This is a genomic window from Micromonospora parathelypteridis, assembly GCF_014201145.1.
GTDB lineage: Bacteria > Actinomycetota > Actinomycetes > Mycobacteriales > Micromonosporaceae > Micromonospora > Micromonospora parathelypteridis.
This window is the reverse complement of sequence record NZ_JACHDP010000001.1, coordinates 4,525,226-4,552,000: the sequence shown is the minus strand read 5'-3', so window position 1 is coordinate 4,552,000 and position 26,775 is coordinate 4,525,226. Positions and strand designations below refer to the sequence as shown.

16 protein-coding genes are annotated in these 26,775 nt (G+C 70.3%); 5 read left to right on the top strand and 11 right to left on the bottom strand.

Going from position 1 to position 26,775, the window contains the following annotated elements; genetic code table 11:
- Nucleotides 1–61: 61 nt before the first annotated feature.
- The gene (gene serA / locus HNR20_RS20495; protein ID WP_184182239.1) at nt 62–1,660 is read right to left on the bottom strand and encodes a phosphoglycerate dehydrogenase; all 1,599 of its coding nucleotides are present in this window, start codon (nt 1,658–1,660) and stop codon (nt 62–64) included.
- 263 nt (nt 1,661–1,923) lie between these two features.
- Between serA and HNR20_RS20490 the strand changes: the two genes are divergently transcribed.
- Complete coding sequence (locus HNR20_RS20490; protein WP_184182237.1) at nt 1,924–2,913, top strand: hypothetical protein; 990 nt, start codon at nt 1,924–1,926, stop codon at nt 2,911–2,913.
- Between the two features lie 56 nt (nt 2,914–2,969).
- Here HNR20_RS20490 and ilvC read toward each other — a convergent pair whose 3' ends face one another.
- From ilvC to HNR20_RS20470, 4 genes are all read right to left on the bottom strand, one after another.
- Nucleotides 2,970–3,983, bottom strand: a complete 1,014-nt coding sequence (ilvC, locus tag HNR20_RS20485; RefSeq protein ID WP_184182235.1) for a ketol-acid reductoisomerase — start codon at nt 3,981–3,983, stop codon at nt 2,970–2,972.
- A gap of 62 nt (nt 3,984–4,045) precedes the next feature.
- Nucleotides 4,046–4,561, bottom strand: a complete 516-nt coding sequence (gene ilvN / locus HNR20_RS20480; protein WP_124815780.1) for an acetolactate synthase small subunit — start codon at nt 4,559–4,561, stop codon at nt 4,046–4,048.
- On the bottom strand, nt 4,561–6,444 hold the full coding sequence (locus tag HNR20_RS20475) for an acetolactate synthase large subunit (protein ID WP_184182233.1): 1,884 nt from the start codon (nt 6,442–6,444) through the stop codon (nt 4,561–4,563). Before HNR20_RS20475 ends, ilvN begins: the two co-directional genes overlap by 1 nt.
- A 188-nt stretch (nt 6,445–6,632) precedes the next feature.
- Entirely contained in the window at nt 6,633–8,987 is a 2,355-nt protein-coding gene (locus HNR20_RS20470) for a putative bifunctional diguanylate cyclase/phosphodiesterase (RefSeq protein ID WP_221310814.1), read from the bottom strand.
- Between the two features lie 129 nt (nt 8,988–9,116).
- Between HNR20_RS20470 and ilvD the strand changes: the two genes are divergently transcribed.
- Nucleotides 9,117–10,964: a dihydroxy-acid dehydratase gene (ilvD, locus tag HNR20_RS20465; protein ID WP_184182229.1), complete on the top strand. Its 1,848-nt coding sequence runs from the start codon at nt 9,117–9,119 to the stop codon at nt 10,962–10,964.
- A gap of 105 nt (nt 10,965–11,069) precedes the next feature.
- Nucleotides 11,070–12,668 (top strand): hypothetical protein, encoded by a 1,599-nt coding sequence (locus HNR20_RS20460; RefSeq protein ID WP_184182227.1) that lies wholly within the window; start codon nt 11,070–11,072, stop codon nt 12,666–12,668.
- 75 nt (nt 12,669–12,743) lie between these two features.
- Here the strand turns inward: HNR20_RS20460 and HNR20_RS20455 are convergent, their stop codons facing one another.
- The 6 genes from HNR20_RS20455 to HNR20_RS20430 all read right to left on the bottom strand — a co-directional run bounded on the left by HNR20_RS20455 (nt 12,744) and on the right by HNR20_RS20430 (nt 24,331).
- Nucleotides 12,744–13,574: a DUF3152 domain-containing protein gene (locus tag HNR20_RS20455; RefSeq protein WP_184182225.1), complete on the bottom strand. Its 831-nt coding sequence runs from the start codon at nt 13,572–13,574 to the stop codon at nt 12,744–12,746.
- Nucleotides 13,575–13,712: 138 nt separating this feature from the next.
- Entirely contained in the window at nt 13,713–14,204 is a 492-nt protein-coding gene (locus HNR20_RS20450) for a hypothetical protein (RefSeq protein ID WP_184182223.1), read from the bottom strand.
- 185 nt (nt 14,205–14,389) lie between these two features.
- The gene (locus HNR20_RS20445; protein WP_229687456.1) at nt 14,390–16,513 is read right to left on the bottom strand and encodes a DEAD/DEAH box helicase; all 2,124 of its coding nucleotides are present in this window, start codon (nt 16,511–16,513) and stop codon (nt 14,390–14,392) included.
- On the bottom strand, nt 16,510–17,811 hold the full coding sequence (gene brxD, locus HNR20_RS20440; RefSeq protein WP_184182221.1) for a BREX system ATP-binding protein BrxD: 1,302 nt from the start codon (nt 17,809–17,811) through the stop codon (nt 16,510–16,512). Before brxD ends, HNR20_RS20445 begins: the two co-directional genes overlap by 4 nt.
- Nucleotides 17,808–20,555: a BREX-2 system phosphatase PglZ gene (gene pglZ, locus HNR20_RS20435; RefSeq protein ID WP_184182219.1), complete on the bottom strand. Its 2,748-nt coding sequence runs from the start codon at nt 20,553–20,555 to the stop codon at nt 17,808–17,810. The genes brxD and pglZ overlap by 4 nt, the downstream gene beginning before the upstream one ends.
- Nucleotides 20,552–24,331 (bottom strand): DUF6079 family protein, encoded by a 3,780-nt coding sequence (locus HNR20_RS20430; protein WP_184182217.1) that lies wholly within the window; start codon nt 24,329–24,331, stop codon nt 20,552–20,554. The genes pglZ and HNR20_RS20430 overlap by 4 nt, the downstream gene beginning before the upstream one ends.
- A gap of 419 nt (nt 24,332–24,750) precedes the next feature.
- Here HNR20_RS20430 and HNR20_RS20425 point away from each other — a divergent pair, with 419 nt between their 5' ends.
- Nucleotides 24,751–25,440 carry a hypothetical protein gene (locus HNR20_RS20425; RefSeq protein WP_184182215.1) on the top strand — a complete coding sequence of 230 codons (690 nt, stop codon included), beginning with the start codon at nt 24,751–24,753 and terminating at the stop codon, nt 25,438–25,440.
- Complete coding sequence (locus HNR20_RS20420; RefSeq protein WP_184182213.1) at nt 25,437–26,735, top strand: 7-cyano-7-deazaguanine synthase; 1,299 nt, start codon at nt 25,437–25,439, stop codon at nt 26,733–26,735. Before HNR20_RS20425 ends, HNR20_RS20420 begins: the two co-directional genes overlap by 4 nt.
- Nucleotides 26,736–26,775 lie beyond the last annotated feature (40 nt).

Below are 26,775 nucleotides of genomic sequence, written 5' to 3'. Positions count from 1 at the left end.
CCCCCGGGGGTACGACAAGGGGCCCAGCGGATCGCCGGGCCCCCATGATGCTTGCCGTTGACTACTCGTCGCGCAGGTCGGCGGCGCTGGCCGCCGTGGCGCCGATCGAATCGGCGGCCGAGGTGAGCAGGTCGGCGCCGAGCGCCTGGTCGACGGTGAGCGTCATCAGCGTCTCGCCGCCCGCCTCACGCCGGGCCACCTGCATCGCGGCGATGTTGATGCCCGACTCGCCGAGCAGCGTGCCGACCGTGCCGACGACACCGGGCCGGTCGGCGTAGCGCAGGAAGAGCAGGATGCCCTCCGCGCCGATCTCCACGTCGAAGCCGTCCACCTCGGTGAGCTTGAGGACGTCCTTCGCACCGGAGTGGGTGACCGTGCCGGAGACGCTGACCGTCCGGCCGTCCGGCAGCGCGCCACGCACCGTGACCAGGCTGGGCTGCTCGGCCGTCTCGGCCAGCGACGCCAGGGTGACCTCGACGCCACGCTCGGCGGCCAGGTGCGGGGCGTTGACGTAGGTGACCTGCTCCTCGACCACGGAGCTGAACAGCCCCTTGGTGGCGGCGAGCTTGAGCACCGACACGTCATGGCTGACGATCTCGCCGCGTACCTCGACCGAGACGCTGGCGGCGATCCCACCGGCGACCGCGGTGAATGCCCGGCCGAGCTTCTCCGCCAGGGGCAGCAGCGGCCGGACGTCCTCGGCGACCACGCCGCCGGCCTGCACGTTGACCGCATCCGGAACGAACTCGCCCTGCAACGCGAGCTTGACGCTCTTGGCCACGGCGAGACCGGCCTTGTCCTGCGCCTCGTGGGTGGAGGCGCCGAGGTGCGGGGTGGCCACCACGTTGTCGAAGGCGAACAGCGGCGAGGAGGTGCACGGCTCCTTGCTGTACACGTCGACACCGGCGCCGGCGACCCGACCCTCGGCGATCGCGTTCGCGAGCGCCTGCTCGTCGACAAGACCACCACGGGCGGCGTTGACGATGCGAACGCCAGGCTTGACGATCGCCAGCTCCTTCTCACCGATCAGGCCGACCGTCTCCGGCGTCTTGGGCAGGTGGATGGAGATGAAGTCGCTCTCCCGCAGCAACTCCTCAAGCCCCACCAGGCGTACGCCGAGCTGCGCCGCACGAGCCGGCTGGATGTACGGGTCGTACGCGATCAGCCGGGTGCCGAACGCGGCGATGCGCTGCGCGAAGAGCACCCCGATGCGACCGAGCCCGACCACGCCGACGGTCTTGCCCTGCACCTCTACGCCGGTGTACTTCGACCGCTTCCACTCCCCCGCCTTCAGCGCGGAACTGGCGCTGGCGGTGTTACGGGCGACGGCGAGCAACAGCGCGACGGCCTGCTCGGCGGCGGAGACGATGTTGGAGGTGGGGGCGTTGACGACCATCACGCCCCGGGCGGTGGCGGCCGGCACCTCGACGTTGTCCAGCCCGACGCCCGCCCGGGCGACCACCTTGAGTCGCGGCGCGGCGGCGATGGCCTCGGCGTCGATCTGGGTCGCGCTGCGCACGATGACTGCGTCGGCCTCGGAGAGCGCCGAGAGCAGGGCCGGACGGTCGGTGCCGTCGACGTGACGGACGTCGAAGTCGTGGGCGAGCACCTCGATGGCGGCGGGGGCGAGTTCTTCGGCGATCAGTACGACAGGATTCATCGGTCCTCGTAGAGGTCGTGTTTGCGATCGGCTCGGGCGGCGGGGCGCCGCACTGCGCCCTGCGCTGATCCGTGCCGTGGCCGTCAGGTGCCGGCTGCACACCTACCCGCGATCGTAGGGGCCTCGCTGCCCGGCATGTTCCGGTCTTCGGGGTGAGGGCCCTCACACGCGGGTCGAGCGACGGACATCAGCCGTTCACCGGGCCGACATGGTTGCCCTGGCCGGCTACAAACGGAGGCACAGCCCCCGCAGGAGGAGCCATCGTGCCGCTCGCCGTGCGCATCACGCTGCTTCGACAGCTGACCCGCGTCGATCTCGCGCGGTTCGGTCCGATGCTGGCCGAGGCGTTGATCACCCGGTCCCACCAGGTGAAAATCCGGCGCAGCTTCGTGCTCCGGCGCACCGCCGCCGCGGACGAGGCGGCCACGCTCTACCGCCGGCTCGTCCGGGACCGCCCGGGCCGGCACGAGGTGGGGCTCGCGCGGGCGCTCGTCGCGCAGGGTTCGGTCCCCGACGACCGCACCATGACCTCGGCGCTCGAACAGGGCTGGGAGGCGGTCGGGTACGTCGAGGACACGACCGACCGGGAGGGTCTCGTCGTCCTGGCCGCAGCGCACCTGATGATGGCCAACCTGCTCGCACCGACCGCCGCGCAGGACGCGCTGCCGCTCGCTGAGCGGGCACGGGCGACCTGGCTGCGCTGCGCGCCGTTCGGCCTCCGAGAGCGTACGGGGTTGGCCCGGTCGCTCACCGTGCTCGGCGACTGCCGGGCGGAGCTGGACGCGCCGGCCGAGGCACTGGCCGCTCGTGAGGAGGCGGTGGAGATCTTCCGGCGGCTACCCGGCTGGGCGCGGTTGCGGTACATGCCCGCCCGACTCCTCGCGGTGACCGGGCTGGTCGAGTCCCTCAGCGCCGACAGACGGTGGGCGCAGGCGCTGACTCTGGCAGCGACCGCCCGCGAGGATCTGACCCTCTGGGCCCGGTGGGAGCCGCTACGGGCCCGGCCGACGCTCGGCCGACTGCTGCTCGTGATCGCCGTGTGCCACGCGGAGCTCGGCGAACCGGAGGCGGCCGTGACGACGGCCGAGGAGGCGGTGGCGCAGGCCCGTTGGCTGGCAGAGCACGATCCCGTCCGGTACCGCGACTGGTTGGTCGCCGCGCTGCGCACGTTGGCCGGCGTTCTCCACACCGCCGGCCGGTACGAGGAGGCTGTCTGGACGGCCGATGAGGCCAGGGCGGTCCAGGGCGACTGACGAGGCGCGGGGACCGCCCGGCCGTTTCTGGACGGCCGGGCGGTCGCGCCGCGATGTCAGGCGGTTTCGGTGATCGGGCGGTCGACCCAGCTCATCATGCCGCGCAGCTTCTTGCCGGTCTCCTCGATCGGGTGCGCCGCACCCTCGGCCTGCCACTTGGTGAAGTTGGGCCGGCCGGCCTCGTCCTCGGCGACCCACTCGCGGGCGAACTCGCCGGACTGGATCTCGCCCAGGATCTTGCGCATCTCGTCCTTGACCCGGGAGTCGATGATGCGGTGGCCGCGGGAGAGGTCGCCGTACTCGGCGGTGTCGGAGATGCTGTAGCGCATCTTCGCGATGCCGCCCTCGTACATGAGGTCGACGATCAGCTTCAGCTCGTGCAGGCACTCGAAGTAGGCGATCTCCGGGGCGTAGCCCGCCTCGGTGAGCACCTCGAAACCGGTCTGCACCAGCGCCGAGGCTCCGCCGCAGAGCACCGCCTGCTCGCCGAAGAGGTCGGTCTCGGTCTCCTCGGTGAAGGTGGTCCTGATCGCGCCGGCGCGGGTGCCGCCGATGCCCTTGGCGTACGCGAGGGCGAGCGCGAGCGCGTTGCCGCTGGCGTCCTGCTCGACGGCGACGAGACAGGGCACGCCCTTGCCGTCCGCGTACTGGCGGCGGACCAGGTGGCCGGGGCCCTTCGGCGCGACCATCGCCACGTCCACCTCGGCCGGCGGCTTGATCAGGCCGTAGCGGATGTTGAAGCCGTGACCGAAGAAAATCGCCTTGCCGGGGGCGAGGTGCGGCGCGATCGACTCGGTGTAGAGGGACCGCTGGGCGGTGTCCGGTGCGAGCACCATGATCACGTCGGCCTCGGCGGCGGCCTGCGCCGGCGTGACCACCCGAAGGCCCTGCTCCTCGGCCTTGGGACGGCTCTTCGAGCCCTCCGGCAGACCGATCACCACGTCGACGCCGGAGTCACGCAGCGACAGCGCGTGGGCGTGGCCCTGGCTGCCGTAGCCGATCACCGCGACCTTCTTGGCCTGGATCAGGCCGAGGTCGGCATCGTCGTCGTAGTACACCTCAACGCTCATGAGAACTTCCCTTTCGGTACGACGGCCCGTTGGCCCGTCGTGGTTGGTGCGGATGGGTCGGTTCAGGCGGCCCGGAGAGCGGGACCGGCGGTGATCGAACGCGAGCCGCGCCCGATCGCCACCAACCCGGACTGGACCATTTCCTTGATGCCGAAGGACTCGAGGTCGCGTAGCAGCGCGTCGAGCTTGTCAGGGGTGCCGGTGGCCTCGATGGTCAGCGTGTCGGGTGCGACGTCGACCACCCGGGCGCGGAACAGGTTGACGGTCTCCAGCACCTGGGACCGCGCGGACCGGTCGGCGCGGACCTTCACCAGCAGCAGCTCCCGGGCAACCGAAACCTGCGGGTCCAGCTCAACGATCTTGAGCACGTTGACCAGCTTGTTCAGCTGCTTGGTGACCTGCTCCAGCGGGGACGACTCCGCGTTGACCACGATGGTGATCCGGGAGACGTCCGGGTTCTCGGTCTCGCCCACGGCGAGGCTGTCGATGTTGAACCCGCGCCGGGAGAACAGGCCGGAGACCCGGGCCAGGACACCCGGCTTATTCTCCACGAGCACGGACAGGGTGTGCATCGTCATCAGATGTCATCCTCGTCGAAGGCCGGGCGGACGCCGCGGGCGAACATGATCTCGTCGTTGCTGGTGCCGGCAGCGACCATCGGCCAGACCATCGCGTCCTTGCCGACCACGAAGTCGATCACCACCGGGGCGTCGTTGATCTCCATGGCGGCGGCGATGGTCTTGTCCACGTCGGCCGCGTTCTCGCAGCGCAACCCGATGCAGCCCAGCGCCTCGGCAAGCTTGACGAAGTCAGGAATGCGGTGCTTGTGGGTGCCGAGCTCGGTGTTGGAGTAGCGCTCGTTGTAGAACAGGGTCTGCCACTGCCGGACCATGCCGAGATTGCCGTTGTTGATGACGGCGATCTTGACCGGGATGCCCTCCAACGCGCAGGTGGCCAGCTCCTGGTTGGTCATCTGGAAGCAGCCGTCACCGTCCACGGCCCAGACCACCGTGTCCGGCTTGCCGACCTTGGCGCCCATCGCCGCCGGCACCGCGTAGCCCATCGTGCCGAGGCCGCCGGAGTTCAACCAGGTGTACGGCTTCTCGTAGGAGATGAACTGGGACGCCCACATCTGGTGCTGGCCCACCCCGGCAACGAAGATCGCGTCGGGGCCGACGATCTCGCCCAGGCGCTTGATCACGTACTGCGGGGAGAGCGTGCCGTCGGCCGGCTCGTCGTAGCCCAGCGGGTAGCGGTTGCGCAGGTCGTCCAGCTGAGTCCACCAGTCGCCCAGGTCGGTGGTGTGCCCCGCCGACCGTTCGACCGTCACCGCGGCGATCAGCTCGTCGATGACGTGCTTGGCGTCCCCGACGATCGGCACGTCCACGTGCCGGTTCTTGCCGATCTCCGCCGGGTCGATGTCCGCGTGCACCACTGTCGCGTCCGGGGCGAACGAGTCCAGCTTGCCGGTGACCCGGTCGTCGAACCGTGCGCCCAGAGCGACGATCAGATCGGCCTTCTGCAGGCCGTAGACCGCAGCGACCGTGCCGTGCATGCCGGGCATGCCCAGGTGCTGCTGATGCGAGTCGGGGAACGCGCCGAGCGCCATCAGCGTGGTGACGACCGGGATGCCGGTCAGCTCGGCCAGCCGGCGCAGCCCGTCGGTCGCGCCGGCCTTGAGCACCCCGCCGCCCACGTACAGCACCGGCCGGCGGGCGGCGGCCATCAGCCGCGCCGCCTCCCGGATCTGCTTGCCGTGCGGGTGCAGGGTGGGCCGGTAGCCGGGCAGGTCCAGGGTGGGCGGCCAGGCGAAGGTGGTCGGCGCCTGCAGCACGTCCTTGGGGATGTCGACCAGCACCGGGCCGGGTCGCCCACTGCTGGCCAGGTGGAACGCCTCGGCCAACACCCGCGGGATCTCCTCGGCGCTCTGGACGAGGAAGTTGTGCTTGGTGATCGGCAGGGTGATGCCCTGGATGTCCGCCTCCTGGAAGGCGTCGGTGCCGATCGACGGGCGAGCCACCTGCCCGGTGATCGCCACCATCGCCACCGAGTCCATGTACGCGTCGGCGATCGGGGTGACCAGGTTCGTCGCCCCCGGGCCGGAGGTGGCCATGCAGACACCGACCTTGCCGGTGGCCTGCGCGTACCCGGTCGCCGCGTGCCCCGCGCCCTGCTCGTGCCGCACCAGGATGTGCCGGACGGTGGAGTCGTAGAGCGGGTCGTAGGCCGGCAGGATCGCGCCGCCCGGGATGCCGAAGACGACGTCGACGCCGAGCGCCTCAAGGGACCGCACAAGCGAGCCGGCCCCGGAGACCTGGGCCGGAGCGGAGGGCCGTACCGCCGGGACGGTCGGGGTGGCCGCGCTTCGCGCGGCGGCCGGGTCGACGTCGACGCTCGGGTCGGCGGCCGCGCGGGCCCGGCGGGCGGTGTGGGCGAGGGTCTCGGGCGTGGGTCTCGTCATGGCGGTTCTGGCCTTCGGCTGGAGTGGCTGGTGGCTAGTCAAGCGTTGCGACACGGGCGGGGCCCGCCTCGCCAGGTTCCGATGGCAATAAAAACGGCCCTCGTGCAGATGCACGGGGCCAGCGCACTCTCGATGAGGGAGAGTGCGCTCAGGTAAGTACTCGCAGCGACCGGTACGACGACATGCGGCTAAGCCTGACGCATCTCACGCGATGAGTCAACTGATCCCATATGTTGGTCAACGGCGGTCGGCGCGTCGGCCGGCGACGCGCCAGCGGCGGTTGGGGTGACCTGCCCGGACCCGTGCGCAACACGACGTGGCGCGGGCATTGGCGCGGGCCGCGCGCCCGGCGAGGTGGCCGCCTCCAGCATCGCCTCCAGGTGCTCGGCCGGCACCCCCCAGCCGAAGAGCGCGCCCTGGCCGAACCGGCAGCCGGCGGCCACCACCGCGGCCAGCTCGGTCGGTGTGGTCACCCCCTCGGCGATCACCTCCAGCCCCAACTGGTGGCCCAGTCGCATGACGATGTCGACCATCGGCGCGAACGCCGGACCGTCCTGACCGATCGGGCGGACCGGCTCGTGCTCGGCCACCAGGCTGTGGTCGATCTTCAGAATGTCGATCGGCAGCCGGCGCAACTGCCCCAGCGAGGAGTAGCCGGCCCCGAAGTCGTCCAGCGCGATCCGGACACCGGTCAGCCGTAGCGCGGTCAGCCGCCGGATCAGCTCGTCCAGGTCGGTGGCGACCGCGTGCTCGGTGACTTCCAGCACCAGCCGCTGCGGCGGCACGTGGTGGGCGCGCAGCGCCTCGGCGACCTGGACCACGTACTCCGGGGCGTGCAGCTCGCGCGGGGAGACGTTGACCGACACCCAGACGTCGTGCCCGTCCGCCAGCCACCGGGAGAGCTGGTAGCAGGCCTGGTGCAGCACCCAGGCGCCCAGCGGGGCGATCATCCCGCACTCCTCGGCGAGCGGGATGAACTCGTCCGGACCGACGTTGCCCAGCTCCGGGTGGTGCCAGCGCAGCAGCGCCTCGGCGCCGACCGGCCGCACCGACGGCAGCGACGCCACCGGCTGGAAGGCCAACCGCAGCTCGTCGCGGTCGATGGCGCCGCGCAGTTCGTGCTCCACCGTCGTTCGTCGGCGCAGCAGCTGGTCGTACGCGGCGTCGTAGCGCTCGATCCGGTTCTTGCCACGCTGCTTGGCGTAGCGCAGGGCCAGGTCGGCGTGGCGCAGCAGCAGCTCCACATCCGGCTCGTCGGCCCACCCGGCCACCCCGATGCTCACCGACAGGAAGACCGGCCCCTCCGGCTCGTCGTACGGCCGGTTGAGCACCCCGAGCAACCGCTCGGCGACGCGGTCCGCCTCGGCTTGCCGGCCCTGCATGAGTACGGCGAACTCGTCGCCGCCCAGCCGGGCGGCCACGTCGCCGGGGCGCAGGTTGCCGCGCAGCCGCCGGCCCACCTCGGCCAGCACCGCGTCGCCCACGTCGTGGCCACGCATGTCGTTGACGTTCTTGAAGCCGTCCAGGTCGAGACCGAGCAGCACGCACGGGGTGCCCGCCGCGGCGCTGTTGTGCAGTGCGCGGAGCAGCCCACGACGGTTGGCCAACGACGTCAGCGGGTCGGTGTGCGCCAGCTCGCGGAAGTGCGCCTCCCGCTCGGCCAGGCGGTCCGCGTACCCCCGGACGTCGCGGAGGGTGAGGTACTGCCGTGCCACCAGGGCGAAGCCCTCGACGCTGCCGGCCACGATGCCCGCCGCGGTGAACCGGCCGTCCTGGCCGAGGTGGTACATCGCCGAGGCGGCCATCGCGAGCATCGGGGCGATCGCGTATTCGCCGTCGCGACCGACGAGGTCCAACTCGACCTGCCCTGGCCGGTCGGCCCGGTGCACGGCGAGCGCGACGGTCAGCAGGCCGGTGGCGAGCACCGCCGCGCCGGTCAGCGCCATGGTCGGCCCGCCCTGGCAGAGCCCGGCGCTGAGACCCAGCCCACCGCAGCTCACCGCGCTGATGCCGAAGCCGAGCGCGGCGAGCCGTCCGCGGGGGGCAGCGGCCCGGAAGATGACGATCACGGCGAGCCCGGCGCCGAGCGCGGCGCTCACCGTGGCCAGCAGGATCGCCGGGCAGGCCGTCGGGGTGGCGGCGCCGAGCAACCGGGTGGGCTCGGAGAAGAGCACCCAGCCGACGAACCACAGCGCGGCTGCCATGACCAAGCCGTCCAGGGCGAGCCGCGAGGTTCCCGCCGCGGTGGCGGCCACCCCGGGCAGCCGGAGCAGACCGGCCGCGAAGGCCAGCCCGCTCACCGCCGCGCCGATCGCCACCGCGGTCGCCCAGCCCGTCCGCTGCCCCTGCTCGTGGGCCCAGTGGTCGTTTGCGCTGAGCGCGGCGACAACCCCGACCAGCAGGCTGAGCAGGGCACCCCCGGCGGCCGCCGCGAGCAGCACGTGTGCCGGCCGACGCGCCCCCGTACGCCGCCGGGCGACCACGGTCAGCAGCACGGCAGCCGCAGCGGCGACGAGCCCGCTGAGCGCCGCGACAGCGACCATGCCCGGGGGGAGTTGCACGCTCCCAAGAGTGCCGGATGGGCGCACGCCGTGGGGGGCTGGGTGTGCATCTGTTGGGACACGGCGCATACGGGGGAGGGTCGGTGCGGCAGCGGTGTCATGCTGGTACGCATGCCTGAGCTGCGGTCGAGGACCTCCACACACGGTCGGACGATGGCCGGCGCCCGGGCCCTCTGGCGGGCCACCGGGATGACCGACGACGATTTCGGCAAGCCGATCGTCGCCATCGCCAACAGTTTCACCCAGTTCGTGCCTGGTCACGTACATCTCAAGGACATGGGTGGCCTGGTCGCCGACGCGGTCGCCGAGGCCGGCGGGGTGGGCCGGGAGTTCAACACCATCGCGGTAGACGACGGCATCGCGATGGGCCACGGCGGCATGCTCTACTCGCTGCCCAGCCGCGAGTTGATCGCCGACGCGGTGGAATACATGGTCAACGCGCACTGCGCGGACGCCCTGGTCTGCATCTCCAACTGCGACAAGATCACGCCCGGGATGCTGCTGGCCGCGCTGCGCCTCAACATCCCGACCGTCTTCGTCTCCGGTGGTCCCATGGAGGCCGGCAAGACGATGGCCATCGAGGGCGTCGTGCACAGCAAGATCGACCTGATCGACGCGATGATCGCCTCCTCGAACGAGGCGGTCACCGACGAGCAGCTCGGCGAGATCGAACGGTCCGCCTGCCCGACCTGCGGGTCGTGCTCCGGCATGTTCACCGCCAACTCGATGAACTGCCTCACCGAGGCGATCGGGCTGGCGCTGCCCGGCAACGGTTCGACGCTGGCCACCCACGCCGCGCGCCGGTCCCTCTTCGTCGAGGCGGGCCGCACCATCGTGGAGATCTCCAAGCGGTGGTACGACGGCGACGACGACTCGGTGCTGCCCCGCACGGTCGCCTCCAAGGCCGCCTTCGAGAACGCGGTCGCCCTGGACGTGGCGATGGGCGGCTCCACCAACACGGTGCTGCACCTGCTCGCCGCCGCCCGCGAGGCGGAGATGGACTTCGGCGTCACCGACATCGACGCCATCTCCCGGCGGGTGCCGTGCCTGGCCAAGGTCGCACCGAACTCGCCGAACTACCACATGGAGGACGTGCACCGGGCCGGCGGCATCCCGGCGATCCTCGGCGAACTGGACCGGGCCGGGCAGCTCAACCGGGACGTGCACGCCGTGCACTCCCCCTCGCTGGCCCAGTGGCTGACCGACTGGGACGTGCGCGGCGGTTCCCCGACGCCGACGGCGGTCGAGCTGTTCCACGCCGCCCCGGGCGGGGTGCGGACCACCGAGCCGTTCTCCACCACCAACCGGTGGTCCACGTTGGACACCGACGCGGCCGGCGGCTGCATCCGGGATCGCGAGCACGCCTACTCCGCCGACGGTGGGCTGGCCATCCTGCACGGCAACCTGGCCCCGGAAGGCTCCGTCGTGAAGACCGCCGGCGTGCCGGACGACTGCCTGACCTTCCGCGGCCCCGCGAAGGTCTACGAGTCGCAGGACGACGCGGTGACCGCGATCCTCGCCAAGCAGGTCGTCGCCGGGGACGTCGTGGTGATCCGGTACGAGGGCCCGAAGGGCGGCCCCGGCATGCAGGAGATGCTCTACCCCACCTCGTTCCTCAAGGGACGAGGGCTGGGTCGCTCCTGTGCGCTGCTGACCGACGGCCGATTCTCCGGCGGAACCTCCGGGCTCTCCATCGGGCACGTCTCCCCCGAGGCCGCCTCCGGTGGGCTGATCGCCCTGGTCCGCGACGGCGACGAGATCGTCATCGACATCCCCGGTCGGTCCATCGAGCTGAACGTGCCGGCCGACGAGCTGGAGGCGCGTCGGGTGGCCGAGGAGAAGCGCGACAAGCCGTACACCCCGACCGACCGGCAGCGCCCGGTGTCGGCGGCGTTGCGCGCGTACGCCTCGATGGCCACCTCGGCCAGCGACGGCGCCTACCGGCGCGTCCCGGAGTAGGCCGGGGACGCCTCATATTCGTATCCCCGGGCTGGCGTCTGTCCAATATGCTGCGGCGCAGGCCGGGCCATTGCGGTCCGGCCGATCGTCCAACGGGGAGGACACATGGCTGCAGCGCGCCTTCGCACCATCTCACGCATCCTGACCACCGCCACCGTGACCACGGCGCTGCTCACGGCGGTGGCCGCGCCGGCCGTCGCGGCCGCCAAGCCGAAGATCGGTTTTTCGGGCATCGCCTTCGAAACCGATCAGGTCGACACCACCACCGGCGGCACGACCGTCAATCTCAACTGGACGGTGACCGACACGTCGACCACCGCCAGTGACCTCAGCGGCAGCATCTACGTGCAGCGGTACACCGGCACCACCGCGATCGGGCCGGTCGAGCAGATCCGGTTCGGCCTCCGTGCCGGCTACCCCGTCACCGGGCCGTATCAGGGCGGGATCGCCAGTTCGTCCTACCGGTACGAATTCCTCGTCACCGAGTACGGCCCGGCCGCGCCGGTGACGTACCGCGTCACGAAGATCACCGCGACCGACGACCAGGGCACCACGCGGACCCTCTCCGGTCAGAAGATCAGCCCTGCCGCCGTGCTGGCCGCCACCCAGACGCCCGACACCACGCCGCCGACGACCGAGTACGTCTGGCTCGTCCCGCCGACCAGGAGTCCGGTGTACGACGACGGCTCCGGCGTGACCCTGCACTACGGCCTGTACGCCTTCGACGAGCCGGGCGCCGGCTTCTGGAAGGGTCGCCTCGTGCTGGACGGTCCCGGCACCGCCGAGATCACCGCGCCGATCACTCTGACCAACAGCGACCAGGGCGGCCTGCTCTGCGGCGACGCACAGAACTGGGATCCCTGGCACGTCGAGTGCAGCGTGCCGGTGACCCTGCCCGCGGGCAGCCCCACCGGCGAGTGGAAGGTGAAGGCGGTCAGCCTCACCGACCGAGCCGGCAACACCAAGCGCTACACCGGCCTCGAGGCGGCGACGGTACGGGTCACCCGCAACGAGGCGATCGGCGCGTCCGGGTTCGCACTGAACCCGACGCAGGTGAACAACTGGCGTGGGCCGGCGACGACGAATCTGACGTTCACCGCAAGTGGCGTACAGGGCGAGCTGACCGCCACGGTCGAGACCCGGGGCTGCTCGACCTGGAACCAGGTCCTGACCGAGGGACCGGCCGGCACGTACTCGCTCCCGGTGGTGCTGAACGAGCTGAACAGCACCTGCACCATCGAAGGCATCCTGCTCACCGACTCGGCCGGTTCTGTCTCGGTGTACGGCGCCCACTACGGCCGGCCCGCGCTCGACCTGCAGGCCACCCGGGTGCCCGACACGTCCCGGCCGGTGGCCACCGCAGCGGCGTTGAGCCGTACCGAAGGCGCTCCGGGCGACGTGTCCAACGGCATCGCAGTCAACGTCACCATCGACGACGTCACGCTCGCTCCGGTGGTCGGATTCTCGACCACCATCTACAACTCCCTCGGCCACTCCGTGGGTGGCGCGAACGGCGGCATCCAGGTCGAGCCCGACGGGCACGTCTCGCTGTCGGTGTACTTCCGGGACCTGCCGCCGGGGACGTACACGGTGGGCTTCACGCTCACCACCGCGGCGGGCAACAGCGCGTCGTGGGGCTACCCCAACGGCGGTACGCCAGGTCCGTCCGGTCCGCTGGTCTTCACCAGCCTGCCAGCGGCCTGACCTGGCACGTAGCGCAGGAGGTGCGGCCCTCTCCCCGTCCGGGGCGGGGGCCGCACCTCTTGGGATCGGGCCGGGTCAGGACGGCGCCCACGGTCCGCTGATGAACTGGCCGTTCCTGGCGAACGGACTGACGTTGGGCACGCACCCGTGCAGGCCCATTGTCTGGGTCATCATGACCGGGCCGGGTCTGCCGCGACCGCCACACCTCATGTGGGCGAAGCCGAGGAAGTGGCCGAACTCGTGATTGATCACACCGGCGTGGTAGTCCTCCATGCTTACCGGGTAGCCGGGTGCGCCCTGGAGCCAACGCCGAAGATTGATCATGATCGTCTTGCCGTACTTGCAGGAGTAGACCCCCTGGGTGTCGACCCCACTCGCACCGCAGAGTCTGTCCACCGTTCTCGGCGTCGCGAGCCGGACGTCGACGTCGATCTTCGAGCTGTCGACCCGCTGGAACGACCATGACGCCCGGGTCAGGTTCACCGCGGCGTTGGTGACCGGGTGCTGCGCGGAACTGGCCCACCCGTTCGGCGCCGCCAACACCTGCTCGATGCTCTCGGCGAACTCGTTCGGCTCCCAGGCGGGGATGTCACCCCAGACGATCCCCCTCTCCACCGAGACCCGGTAGCGCACCCGCTTCTTGCCGGTGCCGATGACACGACCACGGCCCGTGGCGGTGGCGAAGGTGCCGGCGGCCCTGGTAGGGATCTCCGCGTCGGTCGGGACCTCCGGACTCGGGGTGTCGTCGGGGGCCGAACCAGCGGCCGAGGCGTTGCTCCCGGCATCCGGCGTCATCGTCACCACGACACCGGCCTGACCGGAAACCGGCGCGGCCGTCCCGCATGCGGTCGACGCCATGACCAACGCCAACGAGATCGGCACGAGCAGCCGTCCGTTGATCGGCACGTGGAGACCTCCAAATCGAACGCGGGTTCGGGTACGGAGGAAACGTAGGTGCCTGCGCGTAGGGGACCCATAAAGAGATCAACTGGCGTGCGTGGTGCGTTACGTCCTCTGCTCGGTGATTCTTTGCGCGGCCAGCCCTTACCCGGTGACGAGGTTGATGGCCACGCCGATCGGGATGGACGCCGCCAGCCCCGCGACCAGCCACCACAGTTGCTCGCGTCGGGACTGTCGCTGCGCCGAATCGGCCAGTCTCTCGATCCGCGAAATGCTGTGCCCCATGCCGGCCCGGCGAATCCGGCTGGTGCTCGACACCATCAGCCGATGCCTGGGGACCGATCGCGAGGCGAACACCAGCGCGTCAGGGTCGTCGTAGTCGGCAAGGGCACCGGGGCCGCCGCCGTCGCCCTTGGCAGCCGCGCCACCGGGTTCGCAGCTGCGGTGCAGATGGTGCCAACGCCGGTCACGGCGGACGGCCAGCCACCACAGCCCACCGGCGCCAGCCAGGAGGACGAGGTTGGCCGCGATCGAGGCGACTGCCCACGGCTCGGCGACGAAGATGCCGACGCCACCGATGGGGATCGCCGCCAGGATGAGTGCCTTCGCCGCGGCCTTGCCACCGAATCTCCGCATGCCTGCCGTTGAACGGTCATTTCGCAACCGCGCAGCCCCAGCTATCCGAAAGGCGACAGCAACGAGCCCGCCGACCGGCAGAGAAGGCCCGCCGCACACTGACCGAGCGGCCTGCCCACCGCCCACGGGGCCGGCTTGGACTCCCACATAGGCGTCCTGTGGGCGTAGTGGAGTCGGCCGACTGATCAGGGGGAGAGGACAACGAACCGGACGGGCTCGTCCAGTAGGGCCGCAGCTCCGGGGAGGTCCGCGAGACGTGCGGCGAGGGTGGCCCGCGCCAATCGCTCCGGCAGGGCGGTGCTGAACTTCAAACCAGCGACGGCTCGGTCGTTCACCTCCGGCAGGCAGATCCGGTGGCCGGCGTCGGCAACCAGGGACCGCCAATCCTCCGATGTCAGGTTGTCGCGGAGCCGGATGGCGTAGTCATCGAACCGCTGCGCCGGGTCGACGACCTCGCTGAGAGTCGCCGCCAACGTCGCGTTCGCTCGCAGCCCGGCCCAGGTCCACCACAGCAGGTCCCCCTTGGCGGTACGAACGGCCATACTGCCGCCCGGGTGTACCAGCGCCGAGCGCTCGTCGCGCTCAACTGACAGCCGAGTCTTCGCCCGTGCGGTCAGCTGAACCGGTGGATCCGCGCCAAGGAGGACATCTCGCATCGCGCGAGTCAATGCGTGTCCCGTCCCGACCCAGCCCGACGCGGTCCAGCGGGCACGCCCGCCCCCGTCCGCTGGCTCGACGAAGCACCGGCGACGACGCCAGTCGACGTACGTCACCCGCCAGGCCCGTCCGCCGAGCAGGAGCCTGCGTTCACCGGGAACCTTTTCGGTGAGCAGGCTCGGGTCCACCCGCCCCAACTCGGTCCGGCCGTGCAGCACGGTGAATTCGGGTGGTCCGGTGAAGACCGCCGTCATTTCCATGAAGTGGCGACGACCGAAGCGCCGTTCCGCCTCCGGCCCAATGAAGAGCAGCCCGCCGTCACCGTCGAGATATCCCTGATCTACGAGGTGACGGACGATCGGCTCGGCACCGGGTCCGAATGGTCCCAGCCCGTTCCATTCGGCAGACCAGAGTCGGTCGCCGATGCGGTGTTCCTGCAGGCAGAGCGCCATCACCTGCTGGGCGACGATGTGCCGGGGCTCGGGCGGCGCGACGACCGGCTCCACCCACCCACGTCCCCACAGCAGCAGCAATGCGGCCGCCTTGGTCAGCTCCGCTCCGCTGCGGCAGAGGAGGAGGCAGTTCCGGGTGCCGCCCGGTCGACGCCCCGTCCGGCCCAGTCGTTGCAGGAACGACGCCACCGTCGCCGGGGAGTCGATCTGGATGAACCGATCGAGGTCACCCACGTCGATGCCGAGTTCGAGGGTGCTGGTGGAGACGATGACGCAGTCTCTGGCCTCGGCGAATGCCTGCTCGGACCGGCGTCGCTCGTCGGCGGAGAGGGAGGCGTGCGACAGGAAGGTGGTGATTCCACGCTCGCGCAGCAACTGCCCGAGTTCCTCAACGGTCTGCCGGGACTCGCAGAAGACCAACCGCTTCTCTCCGGCGTGCAGGGCGGAGATGACTTTCGCGGCGTTGGTGAGCGACCCGACGTAGTCGAGTTCGATCTGCCCGGGTGGCGGAGCGGTGGAATCTGCGGCCGGCTTGTCCCTCAGTTCCGGGGCGATCACGCGACCCGGTCGGGACCCTGCGCCGGATCCCTGCAGCCAGGTCAGCAGTTGGTCGGGGTTACCGACCGTTGCGGACAGTCCCACCCGCTGCAGTGGCCGATCGGTCACCCGCGTCAATCGTTCGAGGACAGCGAGCAGGTGCCATCCCCGGTCGTCCCCGGCAAACGCGTGCACCTCGTCCACCACCACCGCCCGGAGGCCGGCGAAGAACAGCCGGTGGTCGACGTTGACGCTGACCAGCATCGCCTCCAGGGACTCGGGTGTGCTGAGCAGGATGTCCGGACGCTGCCAGAGCACGGCACGGCGGGCGGACGTGGCGACGTCGCCGTGCCACAGCGCCACGGCGCGCCCCAGCCACCCGGCGTACCGCTCGAGTCGAGGCAGCAGGTTGTTGAGCAGCGCCTTCAGCGGGCAGAGGTACAGCAGCGAGGTACCGGTCCAGCTCTGCTCGGCCATGCGGGAGAGCAAGGGAAAGAGCGCTGCTTCGGTCTTCCCTCCGGCGGTCGGTGCGAGAAGCAGCGCGTCGTCGCCCTGCACCAAAGGCCCGATCGACGCGCGTTGCAGGGGCCGTAGGTCGGGCCAGCCGAGACTGTTGACGACGTGGTGCAGGACGACCGGGTCGAGCAGGCGTTCCTCGTTCACATCGACAGGTTGATGTCGTCGGCTGAGGCAGCGTTGCGCTCGATCTCGGTCAGCTCGTCGGAACGCAGCGTCAACTCGTAGTTGCGGCGCGGATCCCAGTCGTCGAACTGGTCGACACGGTCGAACACGTCGGCGACAAGTTTCTTGAGGTAGACCCGGGGTGCCACACCAACTCGGCCACCGAGCCGACCCGCCACCGCGCGCGCCAGTTCGCTCAGGTAGTTGTCGTCAACGAGGTCAGAGACCCGGCTGCTGCCGTAGATCGCCCGAACCCGTACGCCGAGTTGCACCAACGCGTCCTCGGTGAAGCCGGGCAGCCGCAGTTGGGTGGCTCGCGGGTTGTCCCAACGGGGTTCAGCTCCGAAATCGGTGGCGAGTCGCTGCGCCAGCGGAGGGAGCCGCTGCACGCCTTGTTGACCATCGAAGAACGCCGGAGTCCCGGTGATCAGGAGGAAGAGGCCGGGGAACCGGCCGGCGTAGATGTCGTCGACGAGTTGTCGCAGCGCGTTCAGCGCCTTGTCCCGGGCATCCGAGCGGACCCGTTGCAGGGTTTCCACCTCGTCGAGGACCACAAGGAGACCAGCATGCCCGCTGTCCTGCAGCACCGCGAGCAGGCCCTGCAGGAAGCTCAACGCGCCGAAGTGGTCGAGGTCACCCTTGACCCCGGCCGCCCGCCGGGCGGACGCCGCCACGTGTGGTTGCCCACCGAGCCATGCGGCGAGCCCGTCGGCGGTGGCCTGATCACCGACGGCGACGGCGGTGCGATAGCCGCGCAGGGCCGCCGCGAAGCCAGGGGTACGCCGGGAGATACCCGCCAGACGACGTTCGAGAAGCTCGCCAACCTCCCGGTCGAGACTCTCGGCGTCCGCCTCGAAAACCTGGCCCCCGGCCAGGACGTCCTCTTCGAGCGCGAAGATCCAGCCGTCCAGCACGGGTCGGAGCGCGCTCGGGGCGAACTGTTCCGTCGTCAACTGCTCGACGAGCCGTCGGTAGACGGTTTCCATCCGATGCAGCGGCGTCTCCAACTCGGAGATCTGCACCTCGGCGACCGCGAATCCGCGTCGCTTCGCCTGCTCCCCCAGCCAACGCGTGAAGAACGTCTTTCCGGCGCCGTAGTCGCCGCGCACTGCTTTGAAGACGCTACCGCCTCCGGATGCCCGGTCGAGGTCCTCTGCGAGCGCGGCCGTGAAACGGTCCAGTCCGACCGCGAGGGCGTCCAGACCATTGGAGGGCACGGCCCCCCGTCGAAGCGCGTCGATGATGTCCCGACGACGACGGGCGCTCACCCCGACCGTCACGTCGGCTCCAGCCCGAACTGTTCAATCATCAGCGGGATGTCCAGTTTCGCGGTCCGTCCGTCCGGGTCGAGGCTGAGAACCGGATACCCCTCGACCTGCAGCAGTCGTCGCAGGGCGGCGAACGTGCCGGGCATCCGGTGGACCGGGACACCGGCCCGGGTGGCCAGGGTCTCCAGGGCCGCTCGGCCGTGGCCGACGACCAGCGTGGTGAGCATGGCGGCCACCCGCTCGTCAGGGATCGGCGCTCGGGCGTCCCGGCGGTCCGCGTACACGGGGCTGGCCAGCAGCGCATCGACGAGTACCAGCGCGGGCTCCGCCGGGACCGGTGTCGCCGTAGGCGGTGGCGGAGCGGCGGGTGCGGGCGACGGCAGGTCGAACAGGCCCTCGTCCTGAACTGGTTTCTTGGGACCGCTGGCCGACCGGCTGGTCGGTCTGGTGCCCGGTCGGGGAGCCACGACGGCGGTGCCGTTCGACGCTGGCTGCCGGATCGGTTCCCGCCACCATTCAGGGCTGGAAACCGGGGCGCCAGCCCACCCCGGCACCGCGTGTTCGTCCTGAGCGGCGAAAACCAGGAGGGGGATGACGACCTCGGCGGGTGCGGCGCCACCGTGGTAACCAGCCTTCCTGGGGCCGTATCGCAGCTCCTCCCGCCAGGGCAGGATCACCCGACCGTCGCCGAGCGCCACCCGACTACCGGCGAAGAGCAGCTCTCCGTCGCGGGGGGCGACGGTCGCCGGGCGCCACCGGTTCTCGCTGGAGTCCGACGACAGCAGCACGGCCTCCGAGCCACGGTCGACTACGTGACCGTGGTCGGAGACCAGCACCACCACCCGGTCCTGGGCAACCGCCAGCAGGTCGCGCAGGCCGTTGACGGTGTCCGTGCTCCACTCGATGGTGCCCGGATCGCTACGGTCCAGGGCGTCGTCGATCGTGTTGATCACGGCCGCCACCATAGGGACGGCCGAGTCAGCGATCGCGGCAGCGACCTCGGGGTCGACCGCCAGCCCAGCCGGAGTGCGCAGATCAGCCTTGTGCAGCAGGACGCTGTCCGGGAACTGGGCGGAGAAAGCCCGTTGTTCGGCGGCGCGGTCACCGACAGTGATGCGTCCGGTGAACAGGCTGCACCGGTTGACGACAGTGACGGTCGGAAGGGCGGCGAGCACCCCGGTTCGCGGGCCTCCGTCGGGGGTCAGCTCGGTCCAGGCCCCGCTGCGCCCCAGCGAGTCCGCGATCTCGATGCCGGCCGCCGCGCTCATGCCGTCGAGAAGCAGCAGTAGGACCCGGCGGCCGTTGTCGAGGATCGGCCGGACCACCCGGTTCAGGACGTCCTCCACCTGAATCAGAGTCCCCGGCTCACGCTCGGCGCCGATCATGTCCTGCAGTTGCTCGGCGAACTCCCGGTTGTGCCGGGCACGCCGCACGTCGACGGCTGCGTGCAAGGCGCGGTACGCCTGTGCGACCTGCTGGTCGACGTCGCCGGCGAACACGTCGAGTCGGGCCCGGTCCACCCAGCCGTCGTCGCGGATCTGCCGCTGCAGGGCGGCGAGCATGGTGGCCGGCGCGCGTCCCTCGCTGATCGCCAACCAGCGCAGGAGCCGCACGGCCATCCGCGCCGTCTCCACCCGGGAGCGGTCCGCGGAGCGGTGGGCTTCGACCTCGGCGAGCCGGTCCTGCGCCTTCTCGACCAGGTCGCGGGCGGGTGCGAGGGCGCTGGACCGGGGCAGGGCCAGCCGGACCGCAGCGCCGAAGGCCCGCATCCGCTGGGTGAAGCCGGCCGGCAGCAGGGTGGAAGCGACCAGCCGCTCGGTCACGTCAATCTCGGCGGCGAGTTCCTCGGCCCGGCGTAGCAGACGGTGCGCGTCGTGCCGTACCGCATCGTCACCGTCGAGTGCGCGGTAGATCCACGCCTCGGCGGCTTCGGCGAACAGGGTCGCCTGGCCGTCGGTGAGCCTGGTGCCGCCGAAGCGCGGCTCCAGCCGGGTACGAGCGACCGCGATCTCCACGTCCGGTGCCCTCCCCGGGCTGCGCGGCCAGAGCACGCCGGCCAGGAGACCGAGCGGGATCGCGTCGGTTCCGTGGCCGGCACGCACGGCGGCCAGCACCGGGACGGCGATCGGCCCCGCCGCCTCGACCAGGAAGGCCTCGATGCCATCGGCCCAGACAGCCGGCAGCTCGACGAACCGCATCTGGGTGGGCGCGTCCGTGCTCCACTGCAACAGCCCGGCACCGTCCAGCTCGTCCGGATCGAGCGCGAGTACCGCTCCGGCAAGGTGCCGCAGCGCATGGTCGCGGGTGAGGATGGTGCCGGCGGGCGGCGGCCAACCGGCGACCGGAGCCAGTTCGGTGAGCGCGTCGGCGACCCACCGACCGGTACGGACCAGGGTCGATTCCGGCCGCACCTGGCCACCGAACGCCTGGCCGACGAGGTCCCAGGGGTCGACGCTGCGGCCGGTCTGGAGACTGACGTGGGCGAGCAATCCGTCGCCCAGCTCGGTGTCGGTCAGATCAGTGAGCAGGACGAGTTTCTCGTGGTCCGCCCGGTCGGCCAGCGCGGCCCGGGCCGCGATCGGCGTCGGACAGGGCACGACGCGCACCCGGGTGTCGTCGATGGTGAGGACGGGATCGTCGGTCCACTCCGGGCGGGCGAGCAGCACGATCGCCTCGGCGTCGTCCCGCTCGGCGAGCCACGCCTCAACCTTGCGACGGACGGCAGCCGGGCGGACGGCTACCCGACTGATGCTCACTGCCGCAGATCCTGCCGCTGCACCTGCCAGGCCACCTCGACCCGCCGGCCGGCCCTGACCTCGGCCCGGATCTGCTCGGTCAGCCGGACCAGCTCGTCGTCGTTGGAGACCACCAGCTTCTGAGCCGAGGTCCCCGCAGTGACCTGGTCAACGGGGGGACGCGGACCGGGAATCAGCGTCGGGGGGCCGACCTGCGGCGGTGTGGAGTTTGAACCCGGCCCGGTCGACGGCGTTTCACCGCCGACCCCTGGAACCTTGGTCGGCTGAGGGCTGACGGTCGGCTTGTTCTCCGCCAACAGGGCGGCGGCGGAACCCACGGCCTGCTGGAGCGCCTTGATCAGATCTGATCCGTGGTGCTCGTCGCCAGCCGTGGCGCGTAGTTGCTCGACGATGACCCGGGCGCGGTCGTCAGTGCCGGCACGCGTGACGAGCGCCGCGATCAGGGGCCACTGGGTGGCGGCGAGGGCGGTGATCAGCCTCTGTGCCTGCTTGTAGACGCCGCTCGCGGCCTGTCCGTCCAGCCCTCCGAGGTGCTGGTCGCCGTCGGCGACCACGGCGACGAGCACCACGTCGTCCTGCTCGTGCGCGACCTGGGTGAGCAGGTGGGCGACCCGTCGGGCGGTGGCGAGCCGGCCCGTGGTGGCCGTCTTGTCCAGGCCCAGGAGATCGGCGTGTCGCTCGAGTTCGGTGACGAGCTGGCCGCCGAGACTGGCGTGGTCCCTGGCCACCTTTCGCATGGTGCTGGCGAGAGTGCCGAGGTTCGCCGGATTGCGGAAAAGGGGCAGCACCTCGCCGAAGAACGGCTGACCGAACCGGACGGCAGCCTTCCAGACGTTCTCGTCAGGCATCACGGGGTGGCGCAGCTCGAAACGATCCTCCACCCCGTGGACGGCGGCAACGGCGGTCTTCCCGCCGCTGTCGTACCAGCTGAGCTGCTGCTCCAGGGCGAAGACCGCAATGATGAGGTTCTGCAGGTCACGGTCGAAGCCGCGGGCCTTTGGCAGGTCGAGCAGCTCGCGCAGCATGTGCACCGGGAAGTGGTCGCGGTAGTCCTGCTTGGCTGCTTCCTGCAGCAGGTGCCGACTCCAGAAGCAGGTGCTGATGTCGAGCACGTACCGGTGGTCCACCAGTTCGCCGAGTTGCAGCGGGTTGCAGATCCGGCGGAGGGTCTTCTGGTCCACCGGGGAAGCGACGGAGATGCCGTGGGTCGGGTCGGCGGCGGCCTTCCGGGCGTACTCGAGCACCTTGGCCAGGTCTGCCCTGGTGAGCGGCTTCTCGTCGACGGGCAGGGCCGGGCTGCCCGGGTACGACCACTCCAGCAACTCCCCGGTGAGGTTGCGGAAGGCGTCGGTGAGCGTGCCTCCGCGCGGGTCGCCGATGCGCAGCCCTTCGGCCAGGGTGTGCAGGACTCCGACGGTGTCATCGTGCACGTCGGAGGGCTGTGGGTTGGCTGCCCCGTACGCCTGCTTGAGGGCGGTGATCAGGCCGTCGCGGAGCTGGGTCTGCCGTTGCAGCAGGTAGACACGGCCCTGCTGCCTGTCGGCCTTGGGCCAGTCGGCGGCGAGGGTGTTCAGCCGCTCCCCGGCACCACCGACCCCGAGCAGGTAGTTGATCTTCGCGAGCTGGGCGACCCGACCCATCATGTCGTCAGTCAGGTAGAGCGGCAGCCAGAAGACGGTGTTGGAGCCGCGGGGCAGGCTCTCGATCCGGGCCCGGTCGGCGCTGCGCGGATAGTCCTGCGGGTCGAACGGGTAGTCGACGACGATTCGCCAGGACTCACCGGGGGCGATCAGCGCGGCGATCGGCATGGCGTCCTGGTCGCGGACGTTGCCGAACTTGACCTGGACGACGTGCCGCCGGCCCCGCCAGTCGCGTGGCTGCTGAAGCTCGCCGTGACTGCCCTCGCTGCCGGCGAGCCCCATTTCGGCACTGATCAGTTCGCGGAGCAGTTGCTGCCGTACGCCGGCGGAGGTCTCGCCGAGCGGGACGAGTTCGAGCAGTTTGTCGAAGTCGACGGTGTGCAGTTTCAGCGAGACGACCGGGTCGTGGTCGTCGGTCAGGTGCAGCTCGCCGGCGTCCTGCTCGATCTTGCGTAGCCGGTTGAGCACCATGGTGTTCTCGTAGCCGGGGATCGGCGCGGCGATCGAGCCGAAGTTCAGGGCGTGCAGCTTCGCCGCGGTCAGGCCGTGCAGGGCCGGCACCTCGGGCACCAGCGCGCCGAGCAGCACCGTCTTGACCAACTTGTCGTCAAGCTGGAACTGGGTGTGCGAGGTGGCCTTCTCCTCATCGATGCCGTTGAGGGAGAGCAGGATCGGGCGCAGCTTGCGAAGGTAGAGAGATCGGGCCGCCTCGAACTGCTGCCGGAGCTTCGGCCGGTCGGGCAGCTCGCCGTGCAGCACCAGCGGGTCGAAGAGGGCGGCGACACCGATCAGGTCGTTGACCCGCAGGCTGTCGCGCCGGTCGACCAGCAGCTCGGTCATCACCTTCAACGCGGTGCGTTCCCGTTGCAGCGCCTGGGACAGCGCGACCAGGGTCGCCACGAGAGCCGGCGAGAAGGGGTAGAGCTGGCGGAACGCGGTGGCGTCGGAGCCGATGCCGGCGTCGCCATGCTGGGCGCCGAGCAGCAGGATGTCCCACACCTCGCGGTTGTGTCGGACGGCGGCGAAGGCGTTGTCGATGACGGCCCGGGCGGCGGCGTCGTTCGGCTTGAGTAGCCGGTTCTCGGTGATCTCGGGCAGGTTCGTGTCGGCGAGGACGATCTCACCCAGCCGTCCCTGCACGCTGCGCATGACGTGCGCGAGCGCCTCCCGCTCGGTGCCGCCGACCTGCGGGCCGAGGAACTCCTCCAGGTTGCGCTGCCGGGCGACGAAGGAGATCAGCGGCAGCGGACGCGCGGAGTCCGCCGACTCGACCAGCTTGTTGAGCTTGGCGCCCTCGGTGTTGACGAAGGTGTGGTCGGCGATCCGCCCAGAGAGCCAGAGGATCATCTCATCGAGGAAGAGCACGATGGCGTCGTACCCGAGGGCCTTGGCGTGCCGGGTGATGACGGCGAGGCCGGTGTCCAGGTCAAGGTATTCGGCGCTGCGCACCGCGCCACTGAAAAAGGTCTCGGTGAGCGCGCTGACCAGGGCGTCGCGGTCCTTCGTGCCGGGCGGCTGAGCGGCGGCCTCGGCGTACCGGTCGGGGGTCCAACCCTCGGCGCGGGCCCGCAGCGCGGCGAGCCCGCCGCCGGCCCCAGGCCCGGAGCTGCCGCCGCGCAGCGCGGCGAAAAACGTGTCATCACCCATCGTGGCGCGCAGGCCGGCCGCGTCGGTGAGCAGCGCGTCCGATCGGTGTACGGCGGGAGTGGGCGCGTCCGGGTGCAGGTCGGTGACCTGGCGCAGGTAACCCTCCAGGATCGCCTGCTCCACGGAACGCGCGTCGAGCATGTGCAGGGTCAGGGTGAGGAATGTCCGCTGCGGCAGCCACGCGTCGGCGGCGACAACAGGCCCTTCCAGCCCGCGGATCTGCCGGGCCCGCGAGTTGTGCGCCAGGATCTCCCGCAGCACAGCCATGAAGTGCGACTTGCCGGAACCGAACGAGCCGTGCAGGAACATCGCCTGCGAGCGGCCGGTGGTGACGGCATGCCCGATCTTCTGCAGCGCGCTGCTGAAGTTTTCCCGAAGTTGGTCGGTGACGACGTACCGGTCCAGGTCGGCGCCTTCGGCCGCCTTGACCACGAAGTCGCCCTCACCAACCGACGTCGGGATGTCGATCAGGTCGCGCAGCAGCGTCACCGGTGTTCCTCCAGCCTCCCCCAGGGTGCCCGACACGCTACCCATCGGCCCCGATGTCCGGATACCGGCTTGGATGACCGCCGTGCGGGCTGAATGAGCCCTCGACCCAACCTCCTTCACTGACCACAGTGGCCGGAAAGTCGAGGCGACCCAGGTCAGGAGGCTTTACCAGAGGCTCAGGTGGCCGGCCGGACCGGACGCCCGGCAGCCGAGAGTCGGCTTCCTGACAGATGAACAGACACTCGTCCCCAGTTCACGCGCGATCACCGGCTACTGATGTAACCGATAGGACATGGACGGATACCGTGCGTACCCATAAGCTTTGATCGTTGCCGCCTACGCCCTGCGAGGTGACGATGGGCACGTCCACGAAGTTGCCTGGGCCCCGCGGTGGGCCCTGGAGCCCCGCCCACACCCGGTTGGGGCAGTGGGCGGCTGACAGCCCCTCCGCAGCGAATCGCGACTGGGCGGAACAGGTTGCCCGGCAGTACCGCCGGGCGCTGGCCGAGTCAATCGATGACGACCCTGACATGTCAGGTCTCCGCCCCGCGGCGTTCCGCGCGGGCAACCATCTGGTGGACGTTCTCGGGGATCTGCTGCACGGCAGGTCCAGGCTGGTCGACGTCCCGGGTGCGACCACCGCGGAACGTCAGGACCAATTCGTAGCCCGGTTCGTCGCCAGTGTGGGTGGAGACGGCGGGCTGGTCGGGGACGCCGTCGCGCGTCGCGCAGCCCGACGAACAGCCGAGAAACTGTTGGACGCCGACTCACCAGTGGACACTGCGCTGCGTGCAGGCGACGGCTCTGTACGCCTCCCCGGCGACCTCTTTTGCAGCATCTACCGGTTCTTCTTCGGCGAACTCGTGGGCGGCTACGTCGGCACCGTCATAGCCGAGGGCCTTCCGCTGGCGATGGCGCTCGCGGTTCCGTTCGATCCGACCGGGCTGGTCGCCAGCAGGGTCACCGCCCAGGTTCTCGGTGCTCTGCCCGACCCCTGCACCGACGCTGCCAGTCGGACCCCCAGCCAGGGTCTGCTCGTCGAGACCGCCCGCGAACTGCTGACGCAAACGGTGGATACAGCACTCGGCATACGGGAGGTACAGCCGTGAACGAGGGCCAGTACGCCTACCACTACACCACCGACGGCAGGGTCACATTTCCCCCTTCTCACCAACCTCTCGGCGATCGGCTTTTCCGGGCCAAAGGCAGTGCCATCGAACGCACCCTGTCTCCCGCACCACCACCACCGGACTGGGCGCAGGATTTTCTCCGTGTCGCAAAGGCCGTGTATCTGGCCGACAAGCTCTCCGGGCGTGAGCGCGCAGCGGACCGCTGGACCCGGACCATCGAGTTGTCCGTTCAGGTGATCGACCCGGATCGGTGGCAACATGGCGAGCCGATGTTCACCACGCTGCTGGAACTACTCACGGCCGATCGGTGGAGTATCCGGTTTCACGCCGGCGCAAGCAGGCACCCCGGCGTGCAGGGACGACTGCTGGACGACGCACAGGTCGAAGAGGTTGCGCTCTTCTCCGGAGGTCTCGACTCCACTGCCTACGCAGCCGAACGGGTCCAACAGACCGCGGGCCCGCTGCTGTTGGTGTCCTACTACGACCCCACGCTCAAACGCCGCCAGGAGCAGATCCTCGCCCATGTGAGCCGCCTGAGTGCACGTCCCGTCGAGCACCGGGCGGTGCTGCTGCAGTCGCGGGCCAACGGCGTACGCCTGGATCGAAGTTCACGGTCGCGCGGGTTGCTCTTCCTGGCCACTGCGGTCTTCGCGGCCGCCGCTCATCAGGCCCGCCACGTCGCTGTGCCTGAAAACGGGCAACTGGCGGTGAATCCGCCGCTGACCGGCGCACGGGTGGCCGCCTGCTCCACGCGATCCGTCCATCCACGCACGCTGCACCTGGTCAATCAACTCATCGGCGCCGCCGGCGGAGGTGTTCAGGTGGTGAACCCGCTGCTGCCAGCCACCAAGGGTGAGGTCTGCCGCCGGGCGACGGAAGCCGGGTTGCCACTCACCGCCCTCATGAAGACCGTGAGCTGCGGCCAGTCGCCCTGCAAGTTCGGTGGCGCGAGCAGGTCGCACCACTGCGGGCACTGCTTCCCGTGCCTGATCCGCCAGTCCGGTCTGCTGGCCGGCTTGGGGCACGACGACACACCGTACGAGACAGATGTCTGGGCCCTGCCGGCGACCGACAGGAAGACGCAGCACCTCCGCGCCCTCCGCGCCTGGCTGACGGGAGAGTTCGGCATTCGGGATCTGGCCACGGATCTACCCCTCCCGCCTAACACGAACACCGCCAACCTGCTGCAGACCCTCCTGCGAGGGCGGGACGAATTGCGGGATCTTTTCGCCGGTCGCGGTGGACGGTCTCCCGGAGTGTCGCCGTCAGTCTGAGGCGACCCATAGCACCACCCGCGCTGTCCCACACGCATCT

Coding starts and splice junctions, on each gene's coding strand:
- serA (WP_184182239.1), bottom strand. CDS start 1,660: ATGAATCCTGTCGTACTGATCGCCGAAGAACTCGCCCCCGCCGCCATC.
- ilvC (WP_184182235.1), bottom strand. CDS start 3,983: ATGAGCGTTGAGGTGTACTACGACGACGATGCCGACCTCGGCCTGATC.
- ilvN (WP_124815780.1), bottom strand. CDS start 4,561: ATGACGATGCACACCCTGTCCGTGCTCGTGGAGAATAAGCCGGGTGTC.
- HNR20_RS20475 (WP_184182233.1), bottom strand. CDS start 6,444: ATGACGAGACCCACGCCCGAGACCCTCGCCCACACCGCCCGCCGGGCC.
- HNR20_RS20470 (WP_221310814.1), bottom strand. CDS start 8,987: ATGGTCGCTGTCGCGGCGCTCAGCGGGCTCGTCGCCGCTGCGGCTGCC.
- ilvD (WP_184182229.1), top strand. CDS start 9,117: ATGCCTGAGCTGCGGTCGAGGACCTCCACACACGGTCGGACGATGGCC.
- HNR20_RS20460 (WP_184182227.1), top strand. CDS start 11,070: ATGGCTGCAGCGCGCCTTCGCACCATCTCACGCATCCTGACCACCGCC.
- HNR20_RS20450 (WP_184182223.1), bottom strand. CDS start 14,204: ATGCGGAGATTCGGTGGCAAGGCCGCGGCGAAGGCACTCATCCTGGCG.